A 22,891-nucleotide genomic window follows, 5' to 3' on the forward strand; every position below is an offset into this window, starting at 1 on the left:
AAAACGAATGGGGGTGGGGTCGGGGGGCGCTGGGTTGAGCTATTGACGCCAAAGAGTCCGTGGGTGGGTGTTTGGTGGGTGTCAGGCGGGTTAGATTTTGCGTGTGTGCCGCCCCACGGCGCGCACACCAAAAGAGCGGAATAGCCTGGGGTGGGCCGGCGGGTTTGGGCCCCACGATGGGGAGGGTTGCTTGAAACGGGGGGTGGGGGGACCAACGGGCCGCACCCACCGGGAGTGATTGGTCCAATGCAATCAGAACGTATAGCGGACGCGGCCGTAGTAGTACGCACCGTTGCTGCCGATCGGCGACAGCACGTCGTACGGCAGGTTGCCGAAGTAGTGGATATCGCTGTTGGATCGATCCGGATAGTTGTCGGTCAGGTTCTGCCCGCCGATGGCCACGCTCCACTGCGGGGTGATGCGGTATTCGACTTCCGCATCCAGCTTCCACTCGGCCTGGTAGGTCTGGCGCGGGATGTAGCCGTCTCCGAAGTTGAACACACGGGTGGCGCTGCCATAACGGTTCACGCGGGTGCTCAGCGACCAGTGGTCGTTGCTCCATGCGGCCGAGAAACTGCCACGTGTACGCGGTGTGGCATCGGTCAGCGTGTTGGTCTCTTCAATCCCGAACAGCACATAATCCGGGTCCAGCGCCTGCAGCTGGGCCGGGGTGGCCAGCACGTTCTTCAGTGTGGTCTTGGTATATGCATAGGTGCCGGTCAGCAGCAGCTGGCCATCGCCCAGCGACTGCCGCCAGTTGCTCACCAGCTCGGCGCCACGGGTGCGGGTGTCGGCGGCGTTGACGAAGAAGCTGGCACTCTGCAGGCCGCTGACGCCGTAGTTGGCGGCCACGTAGTCGGTCAGCGCATCGCCGGTGATGCTCTCCGACAGCGCGATGCGGTCATCGATGTCGATCTGGAAGAAGTCCAGCGACAGGTCGAAATGCTCGCCGATGCGGCTGGTGAAACCGAGCGAGGTGTTCAGCGATTTCTCTGGCTTCAGGTTCTGTGCCCCCAGGCCGCGTGCGATCGGATTGTTGACCGACAGCAGGCGGCCCTGCACCAGCTGGCCACCTGCGTTGTAGCCGGTGGAGGTGGACTCGTAGCCGATCTGTGCCAGCGACGGCGCGCGGAAGTTGTTGGAGATCGCGCCGCGCAGCGCGAACGCCGGGGTGAACTCATAGCGCAGGCCGAGCTTGCCGGTCAGTTCGCCGCCGAAGTCGTCGTTGTGCTCGTAGCGCGCGGCCAGATCAGTGGAAAACTTCTCGCCGAACTGGCTGGACAGGCTGGCATAGGCGCTGGCCACATCGCGCGACAGGCGCGCCGCATCCTGCGGGGTCAGGCCGCCACCGGCCTGCGAACCGGTCGGGCGGTCGGTGCACGGGCCGGCGGCATAGCTGGCCGGGTCGCCAGGGCGGGTCTGGTAGCGCTCGTGGCGTGCTTCCACGCCCAGGCCCAGGGTGTGGCTGATGCTGTCGTTCTGGGTGAACACGCGGCTCAGATCGAGGTTGCCCACGGTCTGCGCATATTCGTAATCGGCGGTCTTGAAGCGGGTCGGGCTGGTCGGGCCCAGCGAGGCGTTGAGCGAATCACGCAGGCGATAGGTGAAGTCATTCTGGCCGTAGTCCAGGCTGCCGTCGTAGCTCCATTCGCCCCACTGCCCGCGCACGCCGGCCACGGCCTGCACGTCGCGGTTCTCACCTTCGGAGATCGGCCGGTAGCCATTCGGATAGACCTGCTTCCAGTTGGCATCGCCATCGGGATAGCGGAAGTAGTTGGCGCCTTCGGTGTCACGCTGGTTGAAGGTACCGAACGCGTAGAACGTCGAGGTCTGGCCCACCGGAATCTCCGTGTTCAGCCACAGGTTGATGTCCTTGCTCTTGCCATCACCCAGGACATAGTTGCGCTTGCCCCGCAGTGCCAGGTTGCCCGGGGTCTGGTCCCACGGCGGAATCTGGTCGAAGCCGGCGCGGTTGGTGCCGTTGCGGTGCTTGTATTCCAGGCCGACGCGCAGGAAGCCACCGTCTTCGCCCAGCGAGGTGCCGACCTTGGCGCTGATGTTGCCGGTCTGGCCATCGGTGAGGGTGCGGCCGATCGGCTTGAGGTCGGTGTGGTTGGCACCGTAGCTCGCCTCGATCTCGCCGCCGTCACCGCCGTTGTCGAGGATCACGTTGATCACGCCGGCCACGGCGTCCGAGCCGTACAGCGCACCGGCGCCATCGCGCAGCACTTCAATGCGCTTGATCGCACTGACCGGAATCGAATTGAAATCGACCGGGGTGGTGCCCTTGCCGATCTTGCTGTCGGTGTTGACCAGCGCGGTGTGGTGGCGGCGCTTGCCGTTGACCAGCACCAGCACCTGGTCCGGCGACAGGCCACGCAGCTGCGCGGCGCGCACATGGTCGGCGCCACCGGAGTTGGACTGGCGCGGGAAGTTGAACGACGGCAGCAGCGCCTGCAGCGCGCTGCCCAGCTCACCGTTGACCACGCCGGCCTTGCGGATGTCCTCGGCGGTGAGCACATCCACCGGCGAGGTGGATTCGAGCACGGTGCGGTCGGCGGCACGGGTGCCGGTGACGATCACCGTATCCAGGTTGGTGGCGTCCTGGGCCAGGGCCGGGGCGGCGGCGGAGGAAAGCGCGAGGGCGATGGCGAGGCCGAGCGGCGACGCGGGCAGGCGGGCGGACATGGGGACTCCAGCAACAACGACGACGGGGGAAGGGGAGATGGTGTCACTTACATCCATCCGGATGAAGCGATATATTATCTTCGCGTGATGACCGGTGCGGATGCAAGCCCCTGCCGGTCCGGCATGAGCTGATGCCCGGTTGGCATCAGCACGCCGGGCCGGTGGCGCGGTACGCTGCCGGCTCGCCTTGTCCCCCTTCCCCGGAGCTGTACCGATGAAACACCTTGGCCTCGTCTTCGCCGTGCTGCTGGCCACCAGCGGCTGCGCCAGCCTCTCTTCGCAGGCGCCCAGCGCCTATGCCACGGCCACCACCGCCGAACTGAAGGGCGACGCCGCGCGCCCGTCTTCCGCGCACGGCTGGGTGCGCAGCGAGCTGTATTTCGGCGTGGGCGAGGAGCAGGGCGCCGGCAACCGCCCGCAGGCCGACACCATCAGCGAGGCGCAGTGGCGCGCGTTCCTGGACAAGGAAGTGACCCCGCGCTTCCCCGATGGCCTGACCGTGTTCGATGCCTATGGCCAGTGGCTGTTCCGCGGCGATGCCGCGCCCAACCGCCTGCGCACCAAGGTGCTGGTAGTGCTGCATGAGGACACCCCGCAGCGCCGCGCCGATATCGAAGCGATCCGCCTGGCGTGGAAGCAGCAGACCAGGCATCAGTCGGTGCTGTGGTCGCGGCAGCCGGTCGAGGTATCGTTCTGAGTTGAAGGTGCCGCCGCGGTGCCGCAGGGAGCAACGATGAACTACAGGGAATGCCTGCTGGGCCTGGTGTTGGCCGGCGCGCTGGCACCGACGGCGCAGGCGGAGGACGAGGGCGAAACGCTACGCTTCCAGGTGGGCGCGCATGTGCAGGCGCATGCCGATCCCCTGCAGGACGGCAGCATTGCCGTGCAGCTGTCACCGTCGGGCAAGCGGCAGACGCTGGCCGGCGCGGCGGATGCCGACGGCCATTCGCGCTGGTCGCTCGAAGATGTCGATTTCGATGGTTACCCGGAGCTGGTTGCACGCGCCCCGGTCGGCATGGTCAACGAAGCGGTGGCGGTGTACCGGTTCGATCCCGCCAGTGCCGGGTTCCGCGCGCTGCGGGCTGAAACCCACGGCAGGGAGAGCTGCGGCGAGCTGATGGGCCTGATGGTCGACCACCTGAGCCGCACCCTGACCAGTAGCTGCCGCAGCGGCCCGATGTGGTACACCGACCAGTATCGCTTTGCAGGTGCGACACTCTATCTGTACCGCGCCGAGAGCGTGCTGATGCTGGGCGATACGGTGAACGCCGCGCTGCAGTGGGAACAACGCGAAGAGAACGGGCCGTTGGCGGTCTGGCGCACCTATGATCCCGCCGGCCGTGTGTTGGAAAGTGCCATTGCCGATGGCCTGGGCGCACCGCCGGATGGACCGTTGCGCGGCCAGCAGGCCACCGTGGCATCCGCGCGGCTGTTCCTGTTCGACCGGCCTGGTGCGTCCAGCACCAAGCGTTACCTGGTGCAGGGCGATCGGGTGGAACTGCTGGATGAACAGAACGGCTGGGTGAAGCTGCGCTATCGCAGCCCGAAGCACGGCGACGTGCTGGGCTGGATCAACGTCAACGACTAGAAAGGGGACGGAGGGAATTAAGTCGCTTGCGGCACAAGCGAGTTAGTTCCCTCCGTCCCTTTTTTTGCGGAGGCATCACTTCATCGGGTCTAGCCTCGGGAGTTCCCCCGTTCGAGGATGTATCCGATGAGCAAGCGCGTGGCCGAAATCGTGGTGGACGCCCTGCAGCAGGCCGGTGCCCGCCGTTGCTACGGCATCGTGGGCGATACGCTCAACCATGTGACTGATGCGATGCATGGCAGCGAGATCGCCTGGGTGCACGTGCGCCATGAAGAAGTGGCAGCGTTCGCTGCTGGCGCCGATTCGCTGGTGAGCGGCGAGTTGACCGCCTGCGCGGGTTCCTGTGGTCCCGGTGGCCTGCACTTCATCAATGGCGTGTTCGAGAGCAACCGCAACCGTGCGCCGATGGTGCTGATCGCCAGCCAGGTGGTGACCAGCGAGCTGGGCATGGAATTCCCGCAGGAAGTGGATTTCAAGTCGGTCTATGGCAGCTGCACGGTGTTCTGCGAGCAGGTGCACAGCCCGGAGCAGGCGCGACGCGTGGTGGCCCTGGCCTGCCAGGCCGCGATCAGCCGCCGTGGCGTGGCGGTGGTGATCCTGCCGGCCGATATCAGCCAGGCCGAGGTGAAGCACGATGTGCCGTTCTCGGTGCATTACACCCAGCCGGTACTGCGCCCCTCCGACGCCGAACTGCAGCGCATCGCCGAGCTGCTGGGGCAGGGCAAGCGCATCGGCATCTACGCCGGTGCCGGTTGCCAGGGCGCGCACGCACAGCTGTTGGAACTGGCCCGGCGCTTGCAGGCCCCGATCGCGCATACCTCGCGCGCGAAGGATTTCGTCGAGCCGGACAACCCGTACAACATGGGCATGACAGGCATCTTCGGCATCGAGTCCGGCTTCCACACGCTGATGGCGTGCGACACGCTGCTGCTGCTCGGCGCCGACTTCGCCTGGGGCCAGTTCTACCCGGACAAGGCCACCATCATCCAGGTCGACCGCGATGGCAGCCACCTTGGCCGCCGCCACCCGGTGAACCTCGGCGTGGTCGGCGATATCGCACCGACGCTGGATGCGTTGCTGCCGATGCTGCCGCCGCGCGAGGACAGCAGTTTCTTGGACGAGTGCATCGAGCATCGCGACAAGGCGCTGAAGAAGCGCGAACAGGAAGAGCAGCCGGGCGAAGGCGAATTGATCCATCCGCAGCACCTGACCGCGCTGCTCTCGAAGCACGCTACCGAGGATGCACTGTTCACCGCCGACGGCGGCTCGCCGATGGTGTGGGTGCTGCGCCATATCCGCGTCAACGGTCGCCGCCGCACGCTGACCAGCCTGCTGCACGGCACGATGGCCAACGCGATGCCGCAGGCGCTGGGGCTGCAGAAGGCCTTCCCCGGCCGGCAGGTGATCTCGCTGTCCGGCGATGGTGGCCTGGCGATGCTGCTGGGTGATCTGTTGACGGCGGCGCAGGAGAACCTGCCGATCAAGGTGGTGGTGTTCAACAATGGTTCGCTGAACTTCGTCGAGCTGGAGCAGAAGGTGGAAGGCCTTCTGGACAACTACACCGACCTGAAGAACCCGGACTTCGGCCGCTTGGCCGAAGTGATCGGCTTCCATGGCCGCACGGTCACCCGCAGCGAGGATCTGGAGGAAGCGGTGCAGGATTTCCTGTCGCAGCGCGGCCCGGCATTGCTGGACGTGCACACGAGTCGCGCCGAGCTGGTGATGCCGCCGCAGATCGAGGCCAAGCAGGTCGCCGGCACGGCGCTGTATGCGGCCAAGGCGATGTTGAACGGTCGCTTCGACGACGTGAAGCATCTGCTGGTGGACAACTTCCTGAAGAAGTGAGGTGGTCGATGCAGGGCTGCGCCCTGCACCCGAGGTAGGGCCGGCCGCTGGCCGGCAACATCAGCAGCAACAGCAACAGCTGGGTATCCGTGGGATGGCGGGGTGGGTCCGGTTGCGGCGACCCCTGCGCAGCCTACCCGACCGGCCCAACTGGCAATGCCAGTCGACTAACAGTCGACTCTACCCGCGCCCAGCCATGAGGGGCGCCGCCGTTGGCTGGAACCCATCATTCCACCGCGGAATTGGCGCCCAGGCCCCGCTGGGCCTACCATCGGCGCTCCCCACCCCCACCGCCCCTTCCATGTCCGCTCCCGCTTCCGCCGCACCGCGTCGCTGGTTCGTCGCCGGCGACTTCAACGGCTTCTTCGGCCTGGTCGTCGACAACCTCTCCATCCTCGGCTTCATCGCCATGGCCCTGGTCGGGATCTTCCAGTTCCCCGCCGACGTGGTGTTCGGCCGCATGTTCCCCGGCACGGCCTTCGGCGTGCTGATAGGCAACCTGCTGTACACCCTGATGGCACGCCGGCTGGCCGCGCGCAGCGGCCGTGACGACGTCACCGCCATGCCGCTCGGCCTGGATGCCCCCACCAGCATCGGCATGGCCCTGCTGGTGCTTGGCCCGGCCTTCATCGCGTTCAAGCAGCAGGGCATGAACCCGCACGCGGCGGGCATCGCCACCTGGCAGCTGGGCATGGCGGCGCTGGTCATCATGGGCGTGCTCAAGTTCGTGCTGTCGTTCTTCGGTGAAGCAGTCACCCGCGCGCTGCCGCGTGCCGCGCTGCTGGGTTCCATTGCCGGCATCGCGCTGGTGCTGATGGGCCTGCTGCCGCTGCTGGAAACGCTGCGCTCGCCGCTGGTCGGCTTCACCACGCTGGGCCTGCTGCTGTATGTGCTGATCGCCAAGGGGAAGCTGCCGGTGCGTGGCCCGGGCGTGCTGCTGGCCTTCGTGTTCGGCACCGTGCTGTATTACGGCCTGGGCCTGGCCGGGCTGGGTGCGCCGGGCTTCCATGTGCCGGAGTGGGTGCCGCCGCAGGTGGTGCTGCCGCTGCCGACGCTGGGCTTCCTCGACGGCCTGCCCACTGCGATGACCTACCTGCCGCTGCTGCTGCCGTTCGGCCTGCTGATGGTGGTCGGCGGCATCAATGTGTCTGAAAGCGCGCGTGCGGCCGGCGATGACTACCGCACCCGCGACATCCTGCTGGTGGAAGCGGTGGCTACGCTGGTGGCAGGCGTCTGTGGCGGCGTCGCGCAGACCACGCCGTACATCGGCCAGCCGGCGTACAAGCACATGGGCGCGCGCAGCGGCTATACGCTGCTGACCGGCCTGTTCGTCGGCATCGGCGGCATGCTCGGCATCATCTCCGGGCTGGTGCAGTGGCTGCCGCTGGCGGTGCTGGCACCGATCATCGTGTACGTGGCCATCGACATCACCACCCAGGCCTTCCAGGCCACGCCGCGCCACCATACCGGCGCGATGGTGTTCGGTTTCCTGCCTTCGGTGGCCTACCTGCTGGCGATCAAGGCACCCGGCTGGATCGCACCGGATCAGCTGCCCCAGCTGCTGACCAAGCTCGACGGCCACGGCCTGCCGGAGCTGGCGGTGATCTTCACCCTGGGCAATGGCTTCATCATCACCTCGATGCTGTGGATTTCGGCGGTGGCGGCGATGGTCGATGGCCGCCTGCGCCGTGCCTGCGGCTTCCTGCTGGTGGCGGCGGTACTGACCCTGTTCGGGCTGATCCACTCGGTGGATCCGCGCGGCGGCATCTACCTGCCGTGGGAGCTGGAAGGATTGGCGCGCATCATCAGTGTGCAGTTTGCCGGCGCCTACGTGGCCCTGGCGGTGCTGCTGGGCCTGCTGTCGCTGCAGAAGCAGCCGGTGAAGCCGCTGGGTGGGGACAGCTGATCCCACGGTAGTGCCGGCCGCTGGCCGGCATGCTCATGGGTATCCAAGGGCCGGCGCATTGCCGGCCCTTCTGCTTCTGCCGCCTTGTAGAGGCGAGCCTGCGCTCGGCTGCTCTGAGCCGAGCATGGCTCGGCTCTACAGGGGCGTGTTGCAGGCGGCGAATGCTTACAGCGCGCTCTGCCGGCCAGCGGCCGGCACTACCGCTCGGCGTCCAGCTCCGGGTAATGGCGGAAGATGCCATTCGTGTTGAACGCCAGCCGCCGTTCCGAGGCCAGGTAGGCGGCGATGTTCGGCCGCTTCGCCACCCGCGCCTGCAGCGCGCGCAGCAGGGGCAGTGTGGGCGCCAGTGCCTGCATGCGACGCGGGAACATGTAGTCCAGCCCACTCAGCAGCTGGAACAGCGACAGGTCCACATACGAATGCTCGCGCAGTGCATGGCGGCCACCGTTGGCGGCCAGCACCCGTTCGAAGTAGCCCAGGAACTTCGGCAGGCGCTCGCTGCGCAGCGACGCGGCACGTGCCTTGGCCTCGGTCTTCTGCGCTTCGTAGTATTTCGATGCGGCGATCGGATGATGGGTGTCATGCACTTCGGCCACCAGGTCAGCGATGGTCAACTGCAGTTGCAGCGCCTGCATCCGCCGCGATGCGGCCTGCGGCACCAGATCCAGCGCCGGGCCGAGGAAGTCCAGGATCGCGGCAACCTGCGCAATGAGCTGGCGACCGGCCTTCAGGAACGGCGGCGCGAAGGGCTGCGGGCCTTCGCTGTGGCCCTCCAGGAACGGCTGCATCACCGCATCGCCGTGCACCCGCGCCATGTCGATGTAGTCGGCGCCGGCATCCTCCAGCGCCAGGCGCACGAACTCGCCGCGGCCCTGGATGCCGGTCCAGTAATACAGCGCGTACTGCATGGCAGTGCCTCCACATGAAAAGACCCACAGCGTCGCGCGGGGCATGCAAAGCAGGCGTGAGCGCGGCTTTGGCGCGGGCCGAAGCCGAACGGCAGCGGAACAGACGGGGAACCGGCTGGAACCGGTGGGGTCACACCTTCTCCATGCGTGTGAAACGAGGTGCTGCATCATGCAGAGTGGAAAGGCGGTATGGCCCTGGGTGTTGGGAGTGGTGGTGATCGGTGGCGCGGGCGGTTGGTTGTTCCGCGATCAGCTGAAGAGCCTGGCAGACGGTGTCTCGGTGCCGGTGCAATCGCCCCCCGCCAGTACCAGCGCACCGCCACAACCGCAGGCGGCCGCGGAACCCGCGCCAGCGCCACCGACGATCAAGCATCCGCTGGATACCGAGGCCGCAGCTGATCCGGCGCTACCGAAGCTGGCTGACAGCGATACGGCTGCCTGGGGGAGCATTGAGCCAGCTGTTCCAGGGCGAGGGCCCGATGACCCTGCTGCTGCGCGATCACCTGATCCAGCGCCTGGTCACCCAGGTCGACAACCTGGACAAACCAAGCGTGCCGCCGACGGCGCTGGCCGCACGGCCGCTGCCGGGCAACCTGCAGGTCGAGCCTGGCGAGGGTGGGGAACGCATCGCGGCAAGCAACTCGGCGCGTTACGCGCCCTATGTGCAGGCCTTTACTGCGCTGGATCCAGCGGCAGCGGCTACGGCTTACAAGCGCTTCTATCCGTTGATCCAGCAGGCCTACGTCGACCTGGGCCGGCCCGACGGCTACTTCAACGACCGTCTGGTGGCGGTGATCGACCATCTGCTGGAGACCCCGGAACTGGTGCAGGCGCCATTGGTGCAGCGTGATGAGCGCGGTCGCTACCGCTTCGTCGATTCCACCCTGCAGTCGCGCTCGATAGGCCAGAAGGCGCTGTTGCGCATGGACGCCACGCAGGCGCGGGCGGTCAAGCAGCAGCTGCGGGCGCTCCGCTCTGCGATCATCCGCTGAACCGGTCCACTGCGCCGAACTGATCGGGATCAACGCGCCGACCACACCCGTTCCGGCATGCTGGCCGCAGGCTGACTCGCTACGGGGTGCAGTCGCAGCCACCCTTGAAACGGGGTGGGGCAGCCGCATCTTCCCAGCATCGCCGGCGCGGGCCGGCCCTGATGACCGATGAGGATTCGCAATGCGGATGGACAAGCTCACCTCGCGTTTCCAGCAGGCGCTGGCAGACGCACAGTCGCTGGCCGTGGGCCGCGACAACAGCATCATCGAACCGGTCCACCTGTTCAGCGCGCTGCTGGACCAGCAGGGCGGCAGCACGCGCCCGCTGCTCGCGCAGGCCGGGGTGAACGTGCCGGTCCTGCGCGAGCGCCTGACCGAGGCGTTGGACGCGCTGCCCAAGGTGTCCGGCCAGGCCGGCAACGTCTCGATGGGCAATGACCTGGGGCGCCTGCTGAACCAGACCGACAAGCTGGCCCAGCAGCACGGTGATGCCTTCATCGCCAGCGAGTGGTTCGTGCTGGCGGCGCTGGAGGATGGTGGCACGCTGGGCATGGCGCTGCGCGCCGCCGGTGCCGACAAGACCCGCCTGCAGGCGGCCATCGACAAGCTGCGTGGCGGCGAGAACGTGCAGTCGGAGAATGCCGAGGAGCAGCGGCAGGCGCTGGAGAAGTACACCATTGACCTGACCGCGCGCGCCGAGAGCGGCAAGCTCGACCCGGTGATCGGCCGTGACGAGGAAATCCGCCGCACCATCCAGGTGCTGCAGCGCCGGACCAAGAACAACCCGGTGCTGATCGGCGAACCCGGCGTGGGCAAGACCGCGATCGTGGAAGGGCTCGCCCAGCGCATCATCAATGACGAAGTACCCGAGGGCCTGCGTGGCAAGCGCGTGCTGTCGCTGGACATGGGCGCGCTGATCGCCGGCGCCAAGTTCCGCGGTGAATTCGAGGAGCGCCTGAAGGGCGTGCTCAACGACCTGGCCAAGAACGAAGGCCAGATCATCCTGTTCATCGACGAGCTGCACACCATGGTCGGCGCGGGCAAGGCCGACGGTGCGATGGATGCCGGCAACATGCTGAAGCCGGCGCTGGCACGCGGCGAGCTGCACTGCATCGGTGCGACCACGCTGGACGAATACCGCAAGTACATCGAGAAGGACGCCGCGCTGGAGCGCCGCTTCCAGAAGGTGTTCGTCGGCGAACCCACGGTGGAGGACACCATCGCGATCCTGCGCGGGCTGAAGGAAAAGTACGCCGTGCACCACGGCGTGGAAATCACCGACCCGGCCATCGTGGCTGCCGCCACCCTGTCCAACCGCTACATCACCGACCGCCAGCTGCCGGACAAGGCCATCGACCTGATGGACGAAGCCGCCTCACGCCTGCGCATGGAGATCGACTCCAAGCCGGAGGAGCTGGATCGCCTGGAACGCCGGGTGATCCAGCTGAAGATCCAGCGCGAGATGCTGAAGAAGGAAAAGGACGAAGCCTCGCGGCAGCGCTTGGCCGACCTGGAGAACGACATCGACGGGCTGGAGCGCGAGTTTTCCGACCTCAATGAAATCTGGAAGTCGGAGAAGGCGGCGCTGCAGGGCGCCACCAAGATCAAGGAACAGGTCGAGCAGGCCAAGCTGGAGCTGGAAGCTGCGCAGCGCCGCCAGGATTTCGCCAAGATGAGCGAAATCCAGTACGGCCTGTTGCCGCAGCTGGAAAAGCAGCTGGCCGCCGCGCAGGAAGCCGAGCACAAGGACTTCAAGCTGGTACAGGACCGCGTGACCGATGAGGAGATCGCCGAGGTCGTTTCGCGCTGGACCGGCATCCCGGTCAACAAGATGCTCGAAGGCGAGCGCGACAAGCTGCTGCGCATGGAAGAAGTGCTGCACAACCGTGTGGTCGGCCAGGAAGAGGCGATCAAGGTCGTCTCCGATGCGGTACGCCGCTCGCGTGCCGGCCTGTCCGATCCGAATCGTCCGGCCGGCTCGTTCCTGTTCCTCGGCCCGACCGGCGTCGGCAAGACCGAGCTGTGCAAGTCGCTGGCCGAGTTCCTGTTCGACAGTGCCGACGCGATGATCCGCATCGACATGAGCGAGTTCATGGAGAAGCACAGCGTCGCCCGCCTGATCGGTGCGCCCCCGGGCTACGTCGGCTACGAGGAAGGCGGTTACCTGACCGAGGCCGTGCGTCGTCGCCCGTATTCGCTGATCCTGCTCGATGAGGTGGAGAAGGCGCATCCGGATGTGTTCAACATCCTGCTGCAGGTGCTGGACGATGGCCGCCTGACCGACGGCCAGGGCCGCACTGTGGACTTCCGCAACACCGTCATCGTGATGACCTCGAACCTGGGCTCGCATCAGATCCAGGACATGAGCAGCGACGACAGCCCGGAGGCCTACACGCAGATGAAGGCGGCCGTGATGGGCGTGGTGCAGGCGCACTTCCGTCCGGAGTTCATCAACCGCCTGGACGACATCGTCGTGTTCCACCCGCTGGACAAGCAGCAGATCAAGCAGATCGCACGCATCCAGATGCGCGGGCTGGAGAAGCGCCTGGCCGAGCGCGGGCTGAAGCTGGCGGTCTCCGATGCGGCGTTCGACCTGCTCGGCAACGTCGGCTTCGATCCGGTGTATGGCGCGCGGCCGCTGAAGCGCGCGATCCAGTCGCAGCTGGAGAATCCGCTGGCGCAGCAGATCCTGTCCGGCGCGTTCGTCAACGGTGACACCATCGAAGTCGGCAATGAGGGTGGGCACTTGGTCTTCGCCAAGGCCTGAACCGGTGGCGCGCCTGCCATGGCTGGCGCGCCACCAAAGCCTCAGCAAGGCACAATGATCCCGTTTCACTTTCGCAAGGACGAGGAGAACCGCATGGACGTTACCCGCAGGGTTTCACTCTGCATGGCGCTGGCGCTCGCTGCTGTTGCTGGACACGCTGCAGCCGTCGAACAGGTCCAGCTGCCGCCGATGAAGGGTTACCAGCAGGCCCACCAGAGCACCGACGCACAAGGCAACCGCATCACCGAGTACGTGCCGCAGGGCCAGACCGTGCAGGACTGGACCGACATGGTCACCGTCAATGATGCGCCGAACAGTGGCCATGTGAGTCCGCGCGAGTTCCTCGGCATCATCGAGGCGGGGTGGCGCATGGCCTGTCCGGCTGCGCAGAGCCACTGGATCCGCGAAGGCGAGGAGGGCGGACGGCCATTCGCGCTGCTGATGCTCAGTTGCCCGCTGAACCCCGGCACCGGCAAACCGGAGTTCACCTGGATCAAGGGCATGCAGGGCAGGCAGGGCTTCCACACCGTGCAGAAGTCGTTCCGCGCCGAGCCGGAGAAGGACGACGTCGTGCAGTGGATCGGCTGGCTGCGCGAGGTCGGCTTGTGCGGCAGCGGCACCGCACAAGCCTGCCACTGATCGCAGCGAAAGAGGGCGCCCAGCGGCGTCCTTCATGCATCAGAAGCGGTGCGTATAGCCGCTCATCACGCCAAACTGGTTGGCCTTCTGCACGATCGGGCTGTTGGCCGCATCGCCGAGCAGGCGCGTGCCTTCGGCCGAGATGTACCAGTTGCCATTACGGCCCACGCGGTGGCTCCACTTCAGGCCCACACCGGCGCTGACCAGGCCGGCCTTCGGTTTGTGCTCGGCAAAGCCGGTGCGCGCGGCCTGTTCCGGACTGACGCCGTACCAGGTCTGCATGTAGCCACGGTTGCCGTAGTCGGTGGAGACGCTGCCGCTGACCACGCCACCGGCCAGGTCGAACAGCGGCATGCTCAGGTTCAGGTGAATCTGCTGGGTAGCCAGTCCGTTCTCAGCCTTGTCCTCGTCCTTGCGGGTGAACTGCCAGGAGCCGCTCAGCACGGCTTCGCCCAGCGTATATCCAGCCGAGACACCGACCAGGGGACGGGTATCGATATCGCCCATGCCGCGCAGGAAGTCCGAACCGCCGAGCAGCGAATCCTTGTCCTTGCGGATACCGCTGGCACCGACATAGGCGCGCACGCGGGTGTGCTCGCCGAGGGTCGTGCCCCAGCCGATGCCACTGGTGCCCAGAAACCAGCCCCCTGGCGAGGTGACATCGAAGGACAGCGAAGGCGTCGCACGGTACTCCTCGCTGCCGCTGTAGCGCGGCGCCACGCCACCACCGGCGGCGAGCTCGAAGGTCCAGTGGTCATCCTTGGCGTGGGCGATCGGGGCAGCGAACAGTGGCAACAGGGCCAGGCAGAGCAGGGTGTGGGAACGGCGAAGCTGGGACATGGAAACTCTCGACAATGGGAGGAAAAGCAGCGCGCGCATCCGGCGAGTGCTGCAGGGTCGCTAGCGTGGCGATACGCCGGCGACCGATCCGTCCGCAGTTGTGCGGGAGTTGTAATCAACTGTAATTGCGCCCGTGGGCGTTCAGCTGGCAGCCAGCGGCCAGTGCATTTCCAGGCGTGCGCCGCCGAGGGCGGCGCGACCGATGCGCAGTTCGCCGTGGTGGCGTGCGGCAATGCGGCCGACGATCGCCAGGCCCAGGCCGAAGCCGCCGGTGTCGCGGCTGCGGCTGTCATCCAGGCGGGTGAACGGGCGGACCACCTTTTCGCGGTCAGCCTCGGCGATGCCGGGGCCGTCGTCGTCCACGCGCAGGCAGGCGCGCCCGCCCACACTCACCAGCGACACGTCCACCTGCGAGCGCGCGTGGCGCAGGGCATTGCCGACCAGATTGCTCAGCGCCAGCTGCAGCAGGCGCGGTTCCGCGTCCAGCCGAGGCAGGGCACTGGGCTGCACGCGCAGCACCAGGCCGGCACGTTCGGCATCGCGGCGGGCATCGGCCAGGCAGGCCTGCAGCCAGTCGTTGGCTTCGATCCGCTGCATCGGTTCGCCCTCGCCCGGATGCTCGAGCCGTTCGTAGGCCAGCAGTTCGCTGACCAGCCGGTTGAGCTCGGCCAGGTCGCCATGCAGGCCCTGCGCCAGTCGTTCGCGGCGCTCGCGATCATCGCTGTCCTGCATCAGGTCCAGGCCGAAGGCCACGCGCGCGATCGGCGTACGCAGTTCGTGGGAGATCGCATGGGTCAGGTCGCGCTGGCGCTGTACCAGTTCGGCCACGCGCGCGGCCATGCGGTTGGAATGGTCGACGATGACCCGGATCTGCGAGCGTGGCGAGACCTGCGCGCGTGCCTGCAGATCGCCGGCGCCGATGCGGTCGGCATGCACGCGCAGGGCATCCAGATCGCGCCAGAGCAGGCGTACCCAGGCGTACAGGCTGGCGCCGACCAGCAGCAGAATGCTGAGGTAGGCCGCGATGGTCATGTACGTGGTCATCTGCACCGCGCCAGGCACGCGCAGGTGCAACCAGCGACCATCGATGCCTTCGATGGGCAGCAGGACCTGCTGGTACTGATCGCGCACGATGAAGCCATCGGCCTGCACGGCTGCCTGTTCCTGCGGGGTCAGCGCGGGAGGCTTGTCGAGCAGGGTCAATGCGATGCCATAGTGCGGTTGCCACCGCTGCAGGCGCTCACGCTGCTGGCTACCCTCCAGGCCGGCCAGGCCGCTGCGCAGGGCGTACACCTGCCCGCGCACCTGCTGGACGAAAACGCGATCCTGCACGGGCGTATAGATGCTGTCGAGCACCCGGTTGAGAAAGAACACCGAGGCCAGGAAACAGGCGCCGGTGATGAACCACAGCCACAGGAACAGCCGCTTCATGCCGTCCAGGCCGACGGATTGAACTGGTAGCCGCGGCCCCACACGGTCTTGATCCGCCGCGGCTCGCGCGCATCGTCGCCGAGCTTGCGACGCAGCTTGCCGATGCAGACGTCAACGCTGCGGTCCAGGCCGTCGAAACCGATTCCGCGCACCGCCTGCAGGATCTGGTCACGGGACAGGATCTGCCCCGGCTGGCTGGCCAGCAGCCACAGGATCTCGAATTCGGTGGTGCCCACGTCCACCGTGGCACCGTGCAGGTGTACCTCACGCTGCATGCGGTCGATCAGCAGTTCACCGTGCATCAGCCGGCTGGGCGTGCCGGTGTTGCTGCTGCCGTGGCGGCGGCGCAGCAGGGCGCGCAGCCGGGCCAGAAGCAGGCGTGGTTCGATGGGCTTGTGCACATAGTCGTCGGCGCCCGATTCCAGGCCCAGCACCTGTTCGATGTCGTCCTCGCAGGCGGTCAGCATCAGGATCGGCACATCGGAGAAGCTGCGGATCTGGCGGCACACGTCGATGCCGCCCAGGCCGGGCAGCATCAGGTCCAGCACCACCAGCTCCGGCGCGTGCTGGCGGCAGGCGGCGCCGGCCAGGTCGCCGCGTGCGATGTGCTGCACGGCGAAGCCATGCTGGTGGAGGTAGTCGCTCACCAGTTCGGCCAGGCGACGGTCGTCCTCTACCAGCATGACCGACGTAGGCGAACTGCTGGTGGTGGGATGCCAGGGCGATGGCTGCATGGGTGGGGCCTCCGTGCCCGGGCAGCAGCGCCCGGCGGCGCAGCCTAGCAGCGCCCCATGACGACTGCCTGAATCGCGGCCAACCTGATAACCGCCGGTACGGGCGTCATCGCCAGTGGCTTTCAGTGGCGGGCGCGGGCTGGCCTATGGTGGCGGTTTCCCCGGATGGAGCCTGGTCCAATGAGCGAACCGCAGTGGCAACTGGAAACCCTGGCCGTGCACGGCGGCTACCGTCCCGACCCGACCACCCGCGCGGTGGCGGTGCCGATCTACCAGACCGTGGCGTATGCCTTCGATGACACCCAGCACGGCGCCGATCTGTTCGACCTGAAGGTGCCCGGCAATATCTACACCCGCATCATGAACCCTACCACCAACGTGCTGGAGCAACGCCTGGCCGCACTGGAAGGTGGCATCGGTGCGCTGGCGCTGGCCTCGGGGCAGGCCGCGATCACCTATGCCCTCCAGACCATCGCCGAGGCCGGTGACAACATCGTCGCCTCCAGCGCGCTGTATGGCGGCAGCCTCAACCTGCTGGCACACACGCTGCCGCAGTATGCCATCCAGGCGCGCTTCGCCGACCCGGCCGATCCTTCTGCGTTCGCCGCGCTGATCGACGAGCGCACCAAGGCGGTGTTCGTCGAATCGATCGGCAACCCGCGCGGCAACGTCACCGACATCGCCGCCATTGCCGAGGTCGCGCATGCGGCGGGTGTGCCGCTGATCGTCGACAACACCGTGGCCACCCCGTTCCTGCTGCGCCCGTTCGAGCACGGTGCCGACATCGTCGTGCACTCGCTGACCAAGTACCTGGGCGGCCACGGCAACAGCCTCGGCGGTGCCATCATCGACTCCGGCCGCTTCGACTGGGCGGCGCAGCCGAAGCGTTTCGCCCGCCTCAACCAACCCGACCCCAGTTACCACGGCGTGGTCTATACCGAAGCACTGGGGCCGGCGGCCTACATCGGCCGCGCGCGGGTGGTCCCGCTGCGCAATACCGGTGCCGCGTTGTCGCCGTTCAATGCGTTCCTGATCCTGCAGGGCATCGAGACCCTGGCCCTGCGCATGGAGCGCATCAACGCCAATGCACTGGCCGTCGCGCAGTTCCTGAAGGCGCACGACAAGGTCGCCTGGGTGCGTTACGCGGGACTGGCAGACGACCCCGAGCATGCCGCCGCGCAGCGCTACCTGGGCGGGCATGGCTCGGGCGTACTGACCTTCGGCCTGCCGGGCGGGCGCGAGGCTGGCGCGCGCTTTCTCGATGCGCTGAAGCTGTTCACCCGCCTGGTCAACCTGGGCGACGCGAAGTCGCTGGCCATCCATCCGGCCTCGACCACCCATCGCCAGCTGGATGCGGCAGAGCTGGCCAAGGCCGGGGTCAGCGAAGATACCGTGCGGCTGTCGATCGGCATCGAGCACATCGGTGACCTCCGCGCCGACCTGGAGCAGGCCCTGGCCGCCGCCTGATAGCCGCGCGCTTGGTGCATATCGCCACAGGCGATCACCACCGGCGGCGCGATGCGCTAGGGTGGAACTGCCTCTCCAAGGCGTGGCAACGTGGCGATCCAGATCCCCGGTCGATGCGGGTCGACCGGGGATTTTTTTGTTTCCAGGGTCAGATCCGTTTTCCTGTGGAAAACAGATCTGACCCCATGTGCCGACGGTCGGCATCAATCCTGGTAGATCCACGCCATGCGTGGATGGATCACCATCGGAATCGAACATTCCGACAGTTCATCAAACAGCATCCACGCATGGCGTGGATCTACTGCAGATCGTGGGAAATTGTCGAAGGCGGGGTGGGTCCGCTTGCGGGGGCGTGAGCCGCATGGGCCCGAGGCATGCCTCGGGCGGGTTGGGCAGGACGCCCAACCCCGGTCTTGCCGTGTGCGCAGGATTGCGCACACGAGCAAGCGGCGACCGAGCTTACATGGGCGTACTTGCAGCAGCCCCTGCAAGCGGACCCACCCCGCCATCCCACGGATAGTCAGCTTTTGCCTTTGCCTTTGCCGTTGCCTTGGCAGGTGCAGGGCTGCAAGCCCTGCCGCAAGCACACCCCTCACACCACCGGAATGCTGTGCTGCCCCAGATTCCGATATGGCGGCGTGGACATGACCATCTCCGCCAGCGAATAGGCCAGCTCGCGCTCGGCCATCACCGTGCCATCGGCACCATGCTCCAGCAGATGCTTCACTTCGGCATCGCTGTGCGCACGTGCCAGCAGGGTCAGGTCCGGGTTGATCGCACGCAGCTTGGCCAGCGCCTCACCGGCTTCCAGCGGCTGCGGAATCGCCAGCACTGCGATCTTGGCCCGCTCTGGATGGGCCTCGGCCAGCACCCGGTCGGCGGCGGCGCTGCCGCGGATCGCTGCCAGGCCCCTGGCGTGCGCCTGCTCGACGTGCTCCTTGTTGTCATCGATCACCAGCACCGGCACGCCGCGATCGCGCAGCACCTGTGCCAGCTCGCTGCCGACCCGGCCATAGCCGATCACGATGGCGTGGTCATGCAGGTCGCGCGACGGGCCGGTCGCCTCTTCCGGCTCTGGCGTTTGCGGCTGTGTTTCCTGCTTGGCCTGCCATCGGTCGAGCAGGCCGAACACCAGCGGATTGAGCATGATCGACACCAGCGCGCCGGCCAGCACCAGCGACTGGCCTTCCTTCGGCAGGATCTGCAGCGCCACGCCGAGGCCGGCGATGATGAAGGCGAACTCGCCGATCTGGGCGAGGCTGGCCGAGATGGTCAGCGCAGTGCTGGTCGGGTGGCCGAACGCGCGCACGATGAAGAACGCGGCTGCCGACTTGCCGAACATGATGATCAGCACCGTGGCCAGCACCTGCCACGGATGCTGGACGAGGATGTTGGGGTCGAACAGCATGCCGACCGAGACGAAGAACAACACCGCGAACGCATCGCGCAGCGGCAGCGAATCATGCGCGGCCTTGTGGCTCAGTTCCGATTCGTTGAGCAGCATGCCGGCGAAGAACGCGCCCAGCGCGAACGAGACACCGAACAGCATCGCAGAGCCGAACGCCACGCCCAGCGCAATTGCCAGCACCGACAGGGTGAACAGTTCGCGCGAGCCGGTACCGGCGATACGTTCGAGGATCCACGGGATGACCCGGCGCCCGACCACCAGCATCACCGCCACGAACAGGCCCAGCTGCACGAAGGTCCAGCCGATGTCGGCCAGCACGCTGCCCAGCGAGTGCGACTCCTTGGCCGCGTCGGGACCGAACACGCCGGCCATCACCGGCATCATCACCAGCGCCAGCACACAGGCCAGGTCTTCGACGATCAGCCAGCCGACCGCGATCTTGCCGCGCATCGTCTCCAGCAGGCGCCGTTCCTCCATTGCCCGCAGCAGCACCACGGTACTGGCCGTGGCCAGCGAGAAACCGAAGATGACGCCATGAATGGCCGGCCAGCCCATCAGCGAGGCCACGCCCCAGCCGAGCAGGGTGGCCACCGCGATCTGGCCGATGGCGCCGGGGATGGCGATGGCCTTGACCGCCATCAGGTCCTTCAGCGAGAAGTGCAGGCCGACGCCGAACATCAGCAGCATCACGCCCAGTTCGGCCAGCTGGTTGGCCAGCGCCTGGTCGGCGACGAAGCCGGGGGTGAACGGGCCTACGCAGATGCCAGCAACCAGGTAACCGACCAGGGGAGACAAGCGGAGCTTGTTGGCCAGCGCGCCGAAGATGAAGGCGAGCCCCAGGCCAACGGCAACGATGTTGATCAGGTCGGTGTCATGGTGCATCGGCACTCGCAGGAAATCGGGGGTGCCCCGATTTTCACCGATGAAGCCAGATACGGCAAACCTGCCGTCCACGTGCCGTGGCCGGCGGGTTTGCCCACGCATTTCTCCTCTACCCCCGCCTTCGGCGCGCCCCTTCAACAAGAAGGGGCTCTCCTCCAGATGCGGCCCGGGGTTGCCGGCCAGCGGCCGGCACTACCGCTTACCAGGTGTACTTGATCCGCCCGTACACATACGCGCCGTTGAAGCCGAACGGCGAGTAGTTGCTGTACGGCAGCATGCCGAAGGTGGAGTTCTGCAGGTCTTCGGTGCGGTCCGGGTACTTGTCCAGCAGGTTGTCGGCGCCCACGGTCAGGGTCCAGTTGCTGCTCGGCTTGTAGCTGGCCGAGGCATCCACCACCCAGGCATCGCCGTAGGTCTGGTCGCGCAGCGCGGTGGCCGAGTTGCGCACGGTGAACTTGCCGTAGCGGGTCGCGGCCAGGCCCAGTTCCCAGTGGTCCGAACGCCAGGTGCCGCTCAGGATCGCCTTGTCGCGCGGGTAGCTGTCCTCGATGCGACCGATCTCATCACGGCCGATCAGCGACTGGGTCAGGCCCAGCGTGCCGAACACCGCCGGAGTGCCGCCGACGCGGCGCACTTCGGTGTCGTTGTAGCTGTAGGCGGCGGTCAGCTCCAGGCTGCTGGCGCTGAACGGCACGGTGTAGCTGGACACGAAGTCGACGCCGCGGGTGCGCGTATCCAGGCCGTTGGTGAAGTACGAGAACGCGGTCACCTGCGGCAGGCCGAGGGTGCCCAGCAGCGCGCTGGTGGCGGCGTTGGTGGTGATGCTGGACGACAGCGCGATGCGGTCATCGATGTCGATCTGGTACGCATCGACGGTGATGTACAGACGGTCGACCGGCTGCAGCACCAGCCCCAGGCTGTAGGAGGTGGAGGTTTCGGCCTTCAACGGCGAGGCACCCAGCGCCTGGGCGGCCGGGCTCGTGGTCGGGAAGGTGCCGCGTTCAACGAACACGCCATTGAGGAACTGGCTGGTGACCGCCTGGTAGCCCTGCTGCGCCAGCGACGGTGCACGGAAGCCGCTGGAGGCGGTGGCACGCAGCGCGACCTTGTCGGTGAACGCATAGCGCGCCGACAGCTTGCCGGAGAAGCGGTCGCCGAAGTCCGAGTAGTCCTCGTAGCGGCCGGTGATGCCGGCCGAGAACTTCTCGGTCAGGTCCGCTTCCAGGCCGGCATAGACCGCGTAGTTGTGGCGGTCGGCATGCACTTCATTGGTCGGGGTGAAGCCGGCGAAGCCCTGCGCGCCGCTGCCGGTGTACGAGTTCAGTTCGCCCGGATTCTGGTCCCACTTCTCCTTGCGGTACTCACCGCCGAAGGACAGCGTGACCGGGTAGGCCAGGCCCCAGTCCAGCGACTTGGTCAGGTCGGCGTTGAAGATGTCCTGCTGGTACTTCAGCGTGCCGTCGTAGAACGAGCGCGGGCTGGTCGCACCGAGGCTGTAGTTGATGCTGTTGCGGGTGTGGAAATCGAGGGTGTTCTCGCCGTGGTTCAGGCTCAGGTCCCAGGTCCAGCCGCTGTCGGTGTTGCCCTTGACCCCGGCCACCAGCGAGCGGTCCTTGGAATACTGGTTGATCTCCGGCACGTAGCCGTCCGGATAGGTCTGCGCCAGCAGCGCGCTCTGCCCGCTATGGTTGCGCGAACGGTAGAACGCGAACGAGGTGATGTCGCGGTTGCTGAGCAGCGCGCTGGCGTAGCCGGTCACGTGGTCGCTGAAATCGAAGCTGGCGTTGGCCGAGGCGGCAGTGGCGTCCACGCGCGGGTCGCCGACGATGAAGGTCTTCTGGCCGATGCTCGGGAAGTTGCCGGTATTCGGCGTGGTGCCGCGGTACGGGCCGGCGCGGTTGCTCTCGTCCTGCTGGCTGATCTGGCCGGCCACGTGCACGCGGCCACGGCCGTTGCCGAACTCGACGCCGGTATCGCCGGAAAGCTGGTACTTGTTGCCGTCGCCGGCGGAGTACTGGCCGTAGTCCACGGCCAGGCTGCCGCCACGGCCGCTGCCCTTGAGCACGATGTTGACGACGCCGGCGATGGCGTCCGAGCCGTACTGCGCCGACGCGCCGTCGCGCAACACTTCCACGCGCTCGATCGCGGCGATCGGGATCGCGTTGATGTCCACCGCCGACGAGCCACGGCCGATGCTGCCGTTGACGTTGATCATCGCCGAGGTGTGGCGCCGCTTGCCGTTGACCAGCACCAGCACCTGGTCCGGCGACAGGCCGCGCAGTTGCGCCGGGCGCACGCCGCTGGTGCCGTCGGTCAGGGCAGGGCGCGGGAAGTTCAGTGAGGGCAGGGCGCGTGACAGGGCGGTGGCCAGTTCACTGGTGCCGGTGGACTGCAGCACTTCAGGGGTGATGATGTCGATCGGCGACTGCGATTCGGCGACGGTGCGGTCGGCCACGCGGGTGCCGGTGACGATCACGGTGTCCAGGGTGTTGGCGGCGGTGCCGGCCTGCTGGGCGGCGGCGACGAACGGAGAGCCACCGAGTGCGACAGCGACGGCGGCGGCGATCAGGCTGGTCTTGCGGGTCATCGGGATGGGCTCCGGTTGGCGGGGGCGGCACCGGAATCGACATCACGGGGGTGAGGCGGACGGCGGTTGTTGCGGTGCGCAATACAGCAATTAACGGGATATTCAGTGCCTGTCAAATGCCGGTCATCGGAAAAAACGTTGCAGCAGCAACCATTTAGCCCGGACAGGCATCGGCGGGGAGGAGACCCGGGAAGCGCGCGGCGAGGACG

General features: G+C 66.9%; 14 protein-coding genes and 1 pseudogene. 8 read left to right on the forward strand and 7 right to left on the reverse strand.

Translation table 11 applies throughout. From position 1 onward, the window contains the following. Window positions 1-252: 252 nt before the first annotated feature. A complete protein-coding gene (locus WDC87_RS01460; protein WP_252744331.1) occupies window positions 253-2,688 on the reverse strand; it encodes a TonB-dependent receptor in 2,436 nt (811 codons plus the stop codon). A 214-nt stretch (window positions 2,689-2,902) separates the two neighbouring features. Between WDC87_RS01460 and WDC87_RS01465 the strand changes: the two genes are divergently transcribed. The 4 genes from WDC87_RS01465 (at window position 2,903) to WDC87_RS01480 (ending at window position 8,027) form a co-directional block, all read left to right on the forward strand. Beyond that, window positions 2,903-3,385 (forward strand): DUF3574 domain-containing protein, encoded by a 483-nt coding sequence (locus tag WDC87_RS01465; RefSeq protein WP_072167652.1) that lies wholly within the window; start codon window positions 2,903-2,905, stop codon window positions 3,383-3,385. A 36-nt stretch (window positions 3,386-3,421) separates the two neighbouring features. Continuing rightward, on the forward strand, window positions 3,422-4,276 hold the full coding sequence (locus WDC87_RS01470) for an SH3 domain-containing protein (RefSeq protein WP_072167653.1): 855 nt from the start codon (window positions 3,422-3,424) through the stop codon (window positions 4,274-4,276). Between the two features lie 126 nt (window positions 4,277-4,402). Then, complete coding sequence (locus WDC87_RS01475) at window positions 4,403-6,121, forward strand: thiamine pyrophosphate-dependent enzyme (protein ID WP_252744330.1); 1,719 nt, start codon at window positions 4,403-4,405, stop codon at window positions 6,119-6,121. Window positions 6,122-6,422: 301 nt separating this feature from the next. After that, a complete protein-coding gene (locus WDC87_RS01480) occupies window positions 6,423-8,027 on the forward strand; it encodes a hypothetical protein (RefSeq protein WP_072167655.1) in 1,605 nt (534 codons plus the stop codon). 197 nt (window positions 8,028-8,224) lie between these two features. Here the strand turns inward: WDC87_RS01480 and WDC87_RS01485 are convergent, their stop codons facing one another. Further along, entirely contained in the window at window positions 8,225-8,935 is a 711-nt protein-coding gene (locus tag WDC87_RS01485) for a glutathione S-transferase (protein ID WP_252744893.1), read from the reverse strand. Window positions 8,936-9,104: 169 nt separating this feature from the next. On the opposite strand from WDC87_RS01485, the pseudogene WDC87_RS01490 reads away from it, so the two are divergent. The 3 genes and pseudogenes from WDC87_RS01490 to WDC87_RS01500 all read left to right on the forward strand — a co-directional run bounded on the left by WDC87_RS01490 (window position 9,105) and on the right by WDC87_RS01500 (window position 13,333). Beyond that, window positions 9,105-9,927 (forward strand): annotated as a pseudogene (locus tag WDC87_RS01490) (DUF3014 domain-containing protein). 181 nt (window positions 9,928-10,108) lie between these two features. Further along, the gene (gene clpB / locus WDC87_RS01495; RefSeq protein ID WP_072167658.1) at window positions 10,109-12,694 is read left to right on the forward strand and encodes an ATP-dependent chaperone ClpB; all 2,586 of its coding nucleotides are present in this window, start codon (window positions 10,109-10,111) and stop codon (window positions 12,692-12,694) included. 54 nt (window positions 12,695-12,748) lie between these two features. Next, entirely contained in the window at window positions 12,749-13,333 is a 585-nt protein-coding gene (locus WDC87_RS01500) for a hypothetical protein (protein WP_242015783.1), read from the forward strand. A gap of 39 nt (window positions 13,334-13,372) precedes the next feature. On the opposite strand, the gene WDC87_RS01505 is transcribed toward WDC87_RS01500, so the two are convergent. The 3 genes from WDC87_RS01505 to WDC87_RS01515 all read right to left on the reverse strand — a co-directional run bounded on the left by WDC87_RS01505 (window position 13,373) and on the right by WDC87_RS01515 (window position 16,338). Further along, the gene (locus WDC87_RS01505; RefSeq protein ID WP_072167660.1) at window positions 13,373-14,173 is read right to left on the reverse strand and encodes a MipA/OmpV family protein; all 801 of its coding nucleotides are present in this window, start codon (window positions 14,171-14,173) and stop codon (window positions 13,373-13,375) included. Between the two features lie 141 nt (window positions 14,174-14,314). Further along, entirely contained in the window at window positions 14,315-15,604 is a 1,290-nt protein-coding gene (locus WDC87_RS01510; RefSeq protein ID WP_252744892.1) for an ATP-binding protein, read from the reverse strand. Further along, window positions 15,601-16,338 (reverse strand): response regulator transcription factor, encoded by a 738-nt coding sequence (locus WDC87_RS01515; protein ID WP_005418539.1) that lies wholly within the window; start codon window positions 16,336-16,338, stop codon window positions 15,601-15,603. Before WDC87_RS01515 ends, WDC87_RS01510 begins: the two co-directional genes overlap by 4 nt. A gap of 180 nt (window positions 16,339-16,518) precedes the next feature. Here WDC87_RS01515 and WDC87_RS01520 point away from each other — a divergent pair, with 180 nt between their 5' ends. After that, on the forward strand, window positions 16,519-17,805 hold the full coding sequence (locus WDC87_RS01520) for an O-acetylhomoserine aminocarboxypropyltransferase/cysteine synthase family protein (RefSeq protein ID WP_252744891.1): 1,287 nt from the start codon (window positions 16,519-16,521) through the stop codon (window positions 17,803-17,805). Between the two features lie 592 nt (window positions 17,806-18,397). On the opposite strand, the gene ybaL is transcribed toward WDC87_RS01520, so the two are convergent. Together ybaL and WDC87_RS01530 are read right to left on the reverse strand one after the other, a co-directional pair. After that, window positions 18,398-20,095 carry a YbaL family putative K(+) efflux transporter gene (gene ybaL, locus WDC87_RS01525; RefSeq protein WP_069139333.1) on the reverse strand — a complete coding sequence of 566 codons (1,698 nt, stop codon included), beginning with the start codon at window positions 20,093-20,095 and terminating at the stop codon, window positions 18,398-18,400. Window positions 20,096-20,294: 199 nt separating this feature from the next. After that, window positions 20,295-22,682: a TonB-dependent receptor gene (locus tag WDC87_RS01530; protein WP_252744919.1), complete on the reverse strand. Its 2,388-nt coding sequence runs from the start codon at window positions 22,680-22,682 to the stop codon at window positions 20,295-20,297. Between the last annotated feature and the right edge of the window lie 209 nt (window positions 22,683-22,891).

It is taken from the genome of Stenotrophomonas maltophilia group sp. Smal12, assembly GCF_037079935.1.
GTDB lineage: Bacteria > Pseudomonadota > Gammaproteobacteria > Xanthomonadales > Xanthomonadaceae > Stenotrophomonas > Stenotrophomonas sepilia.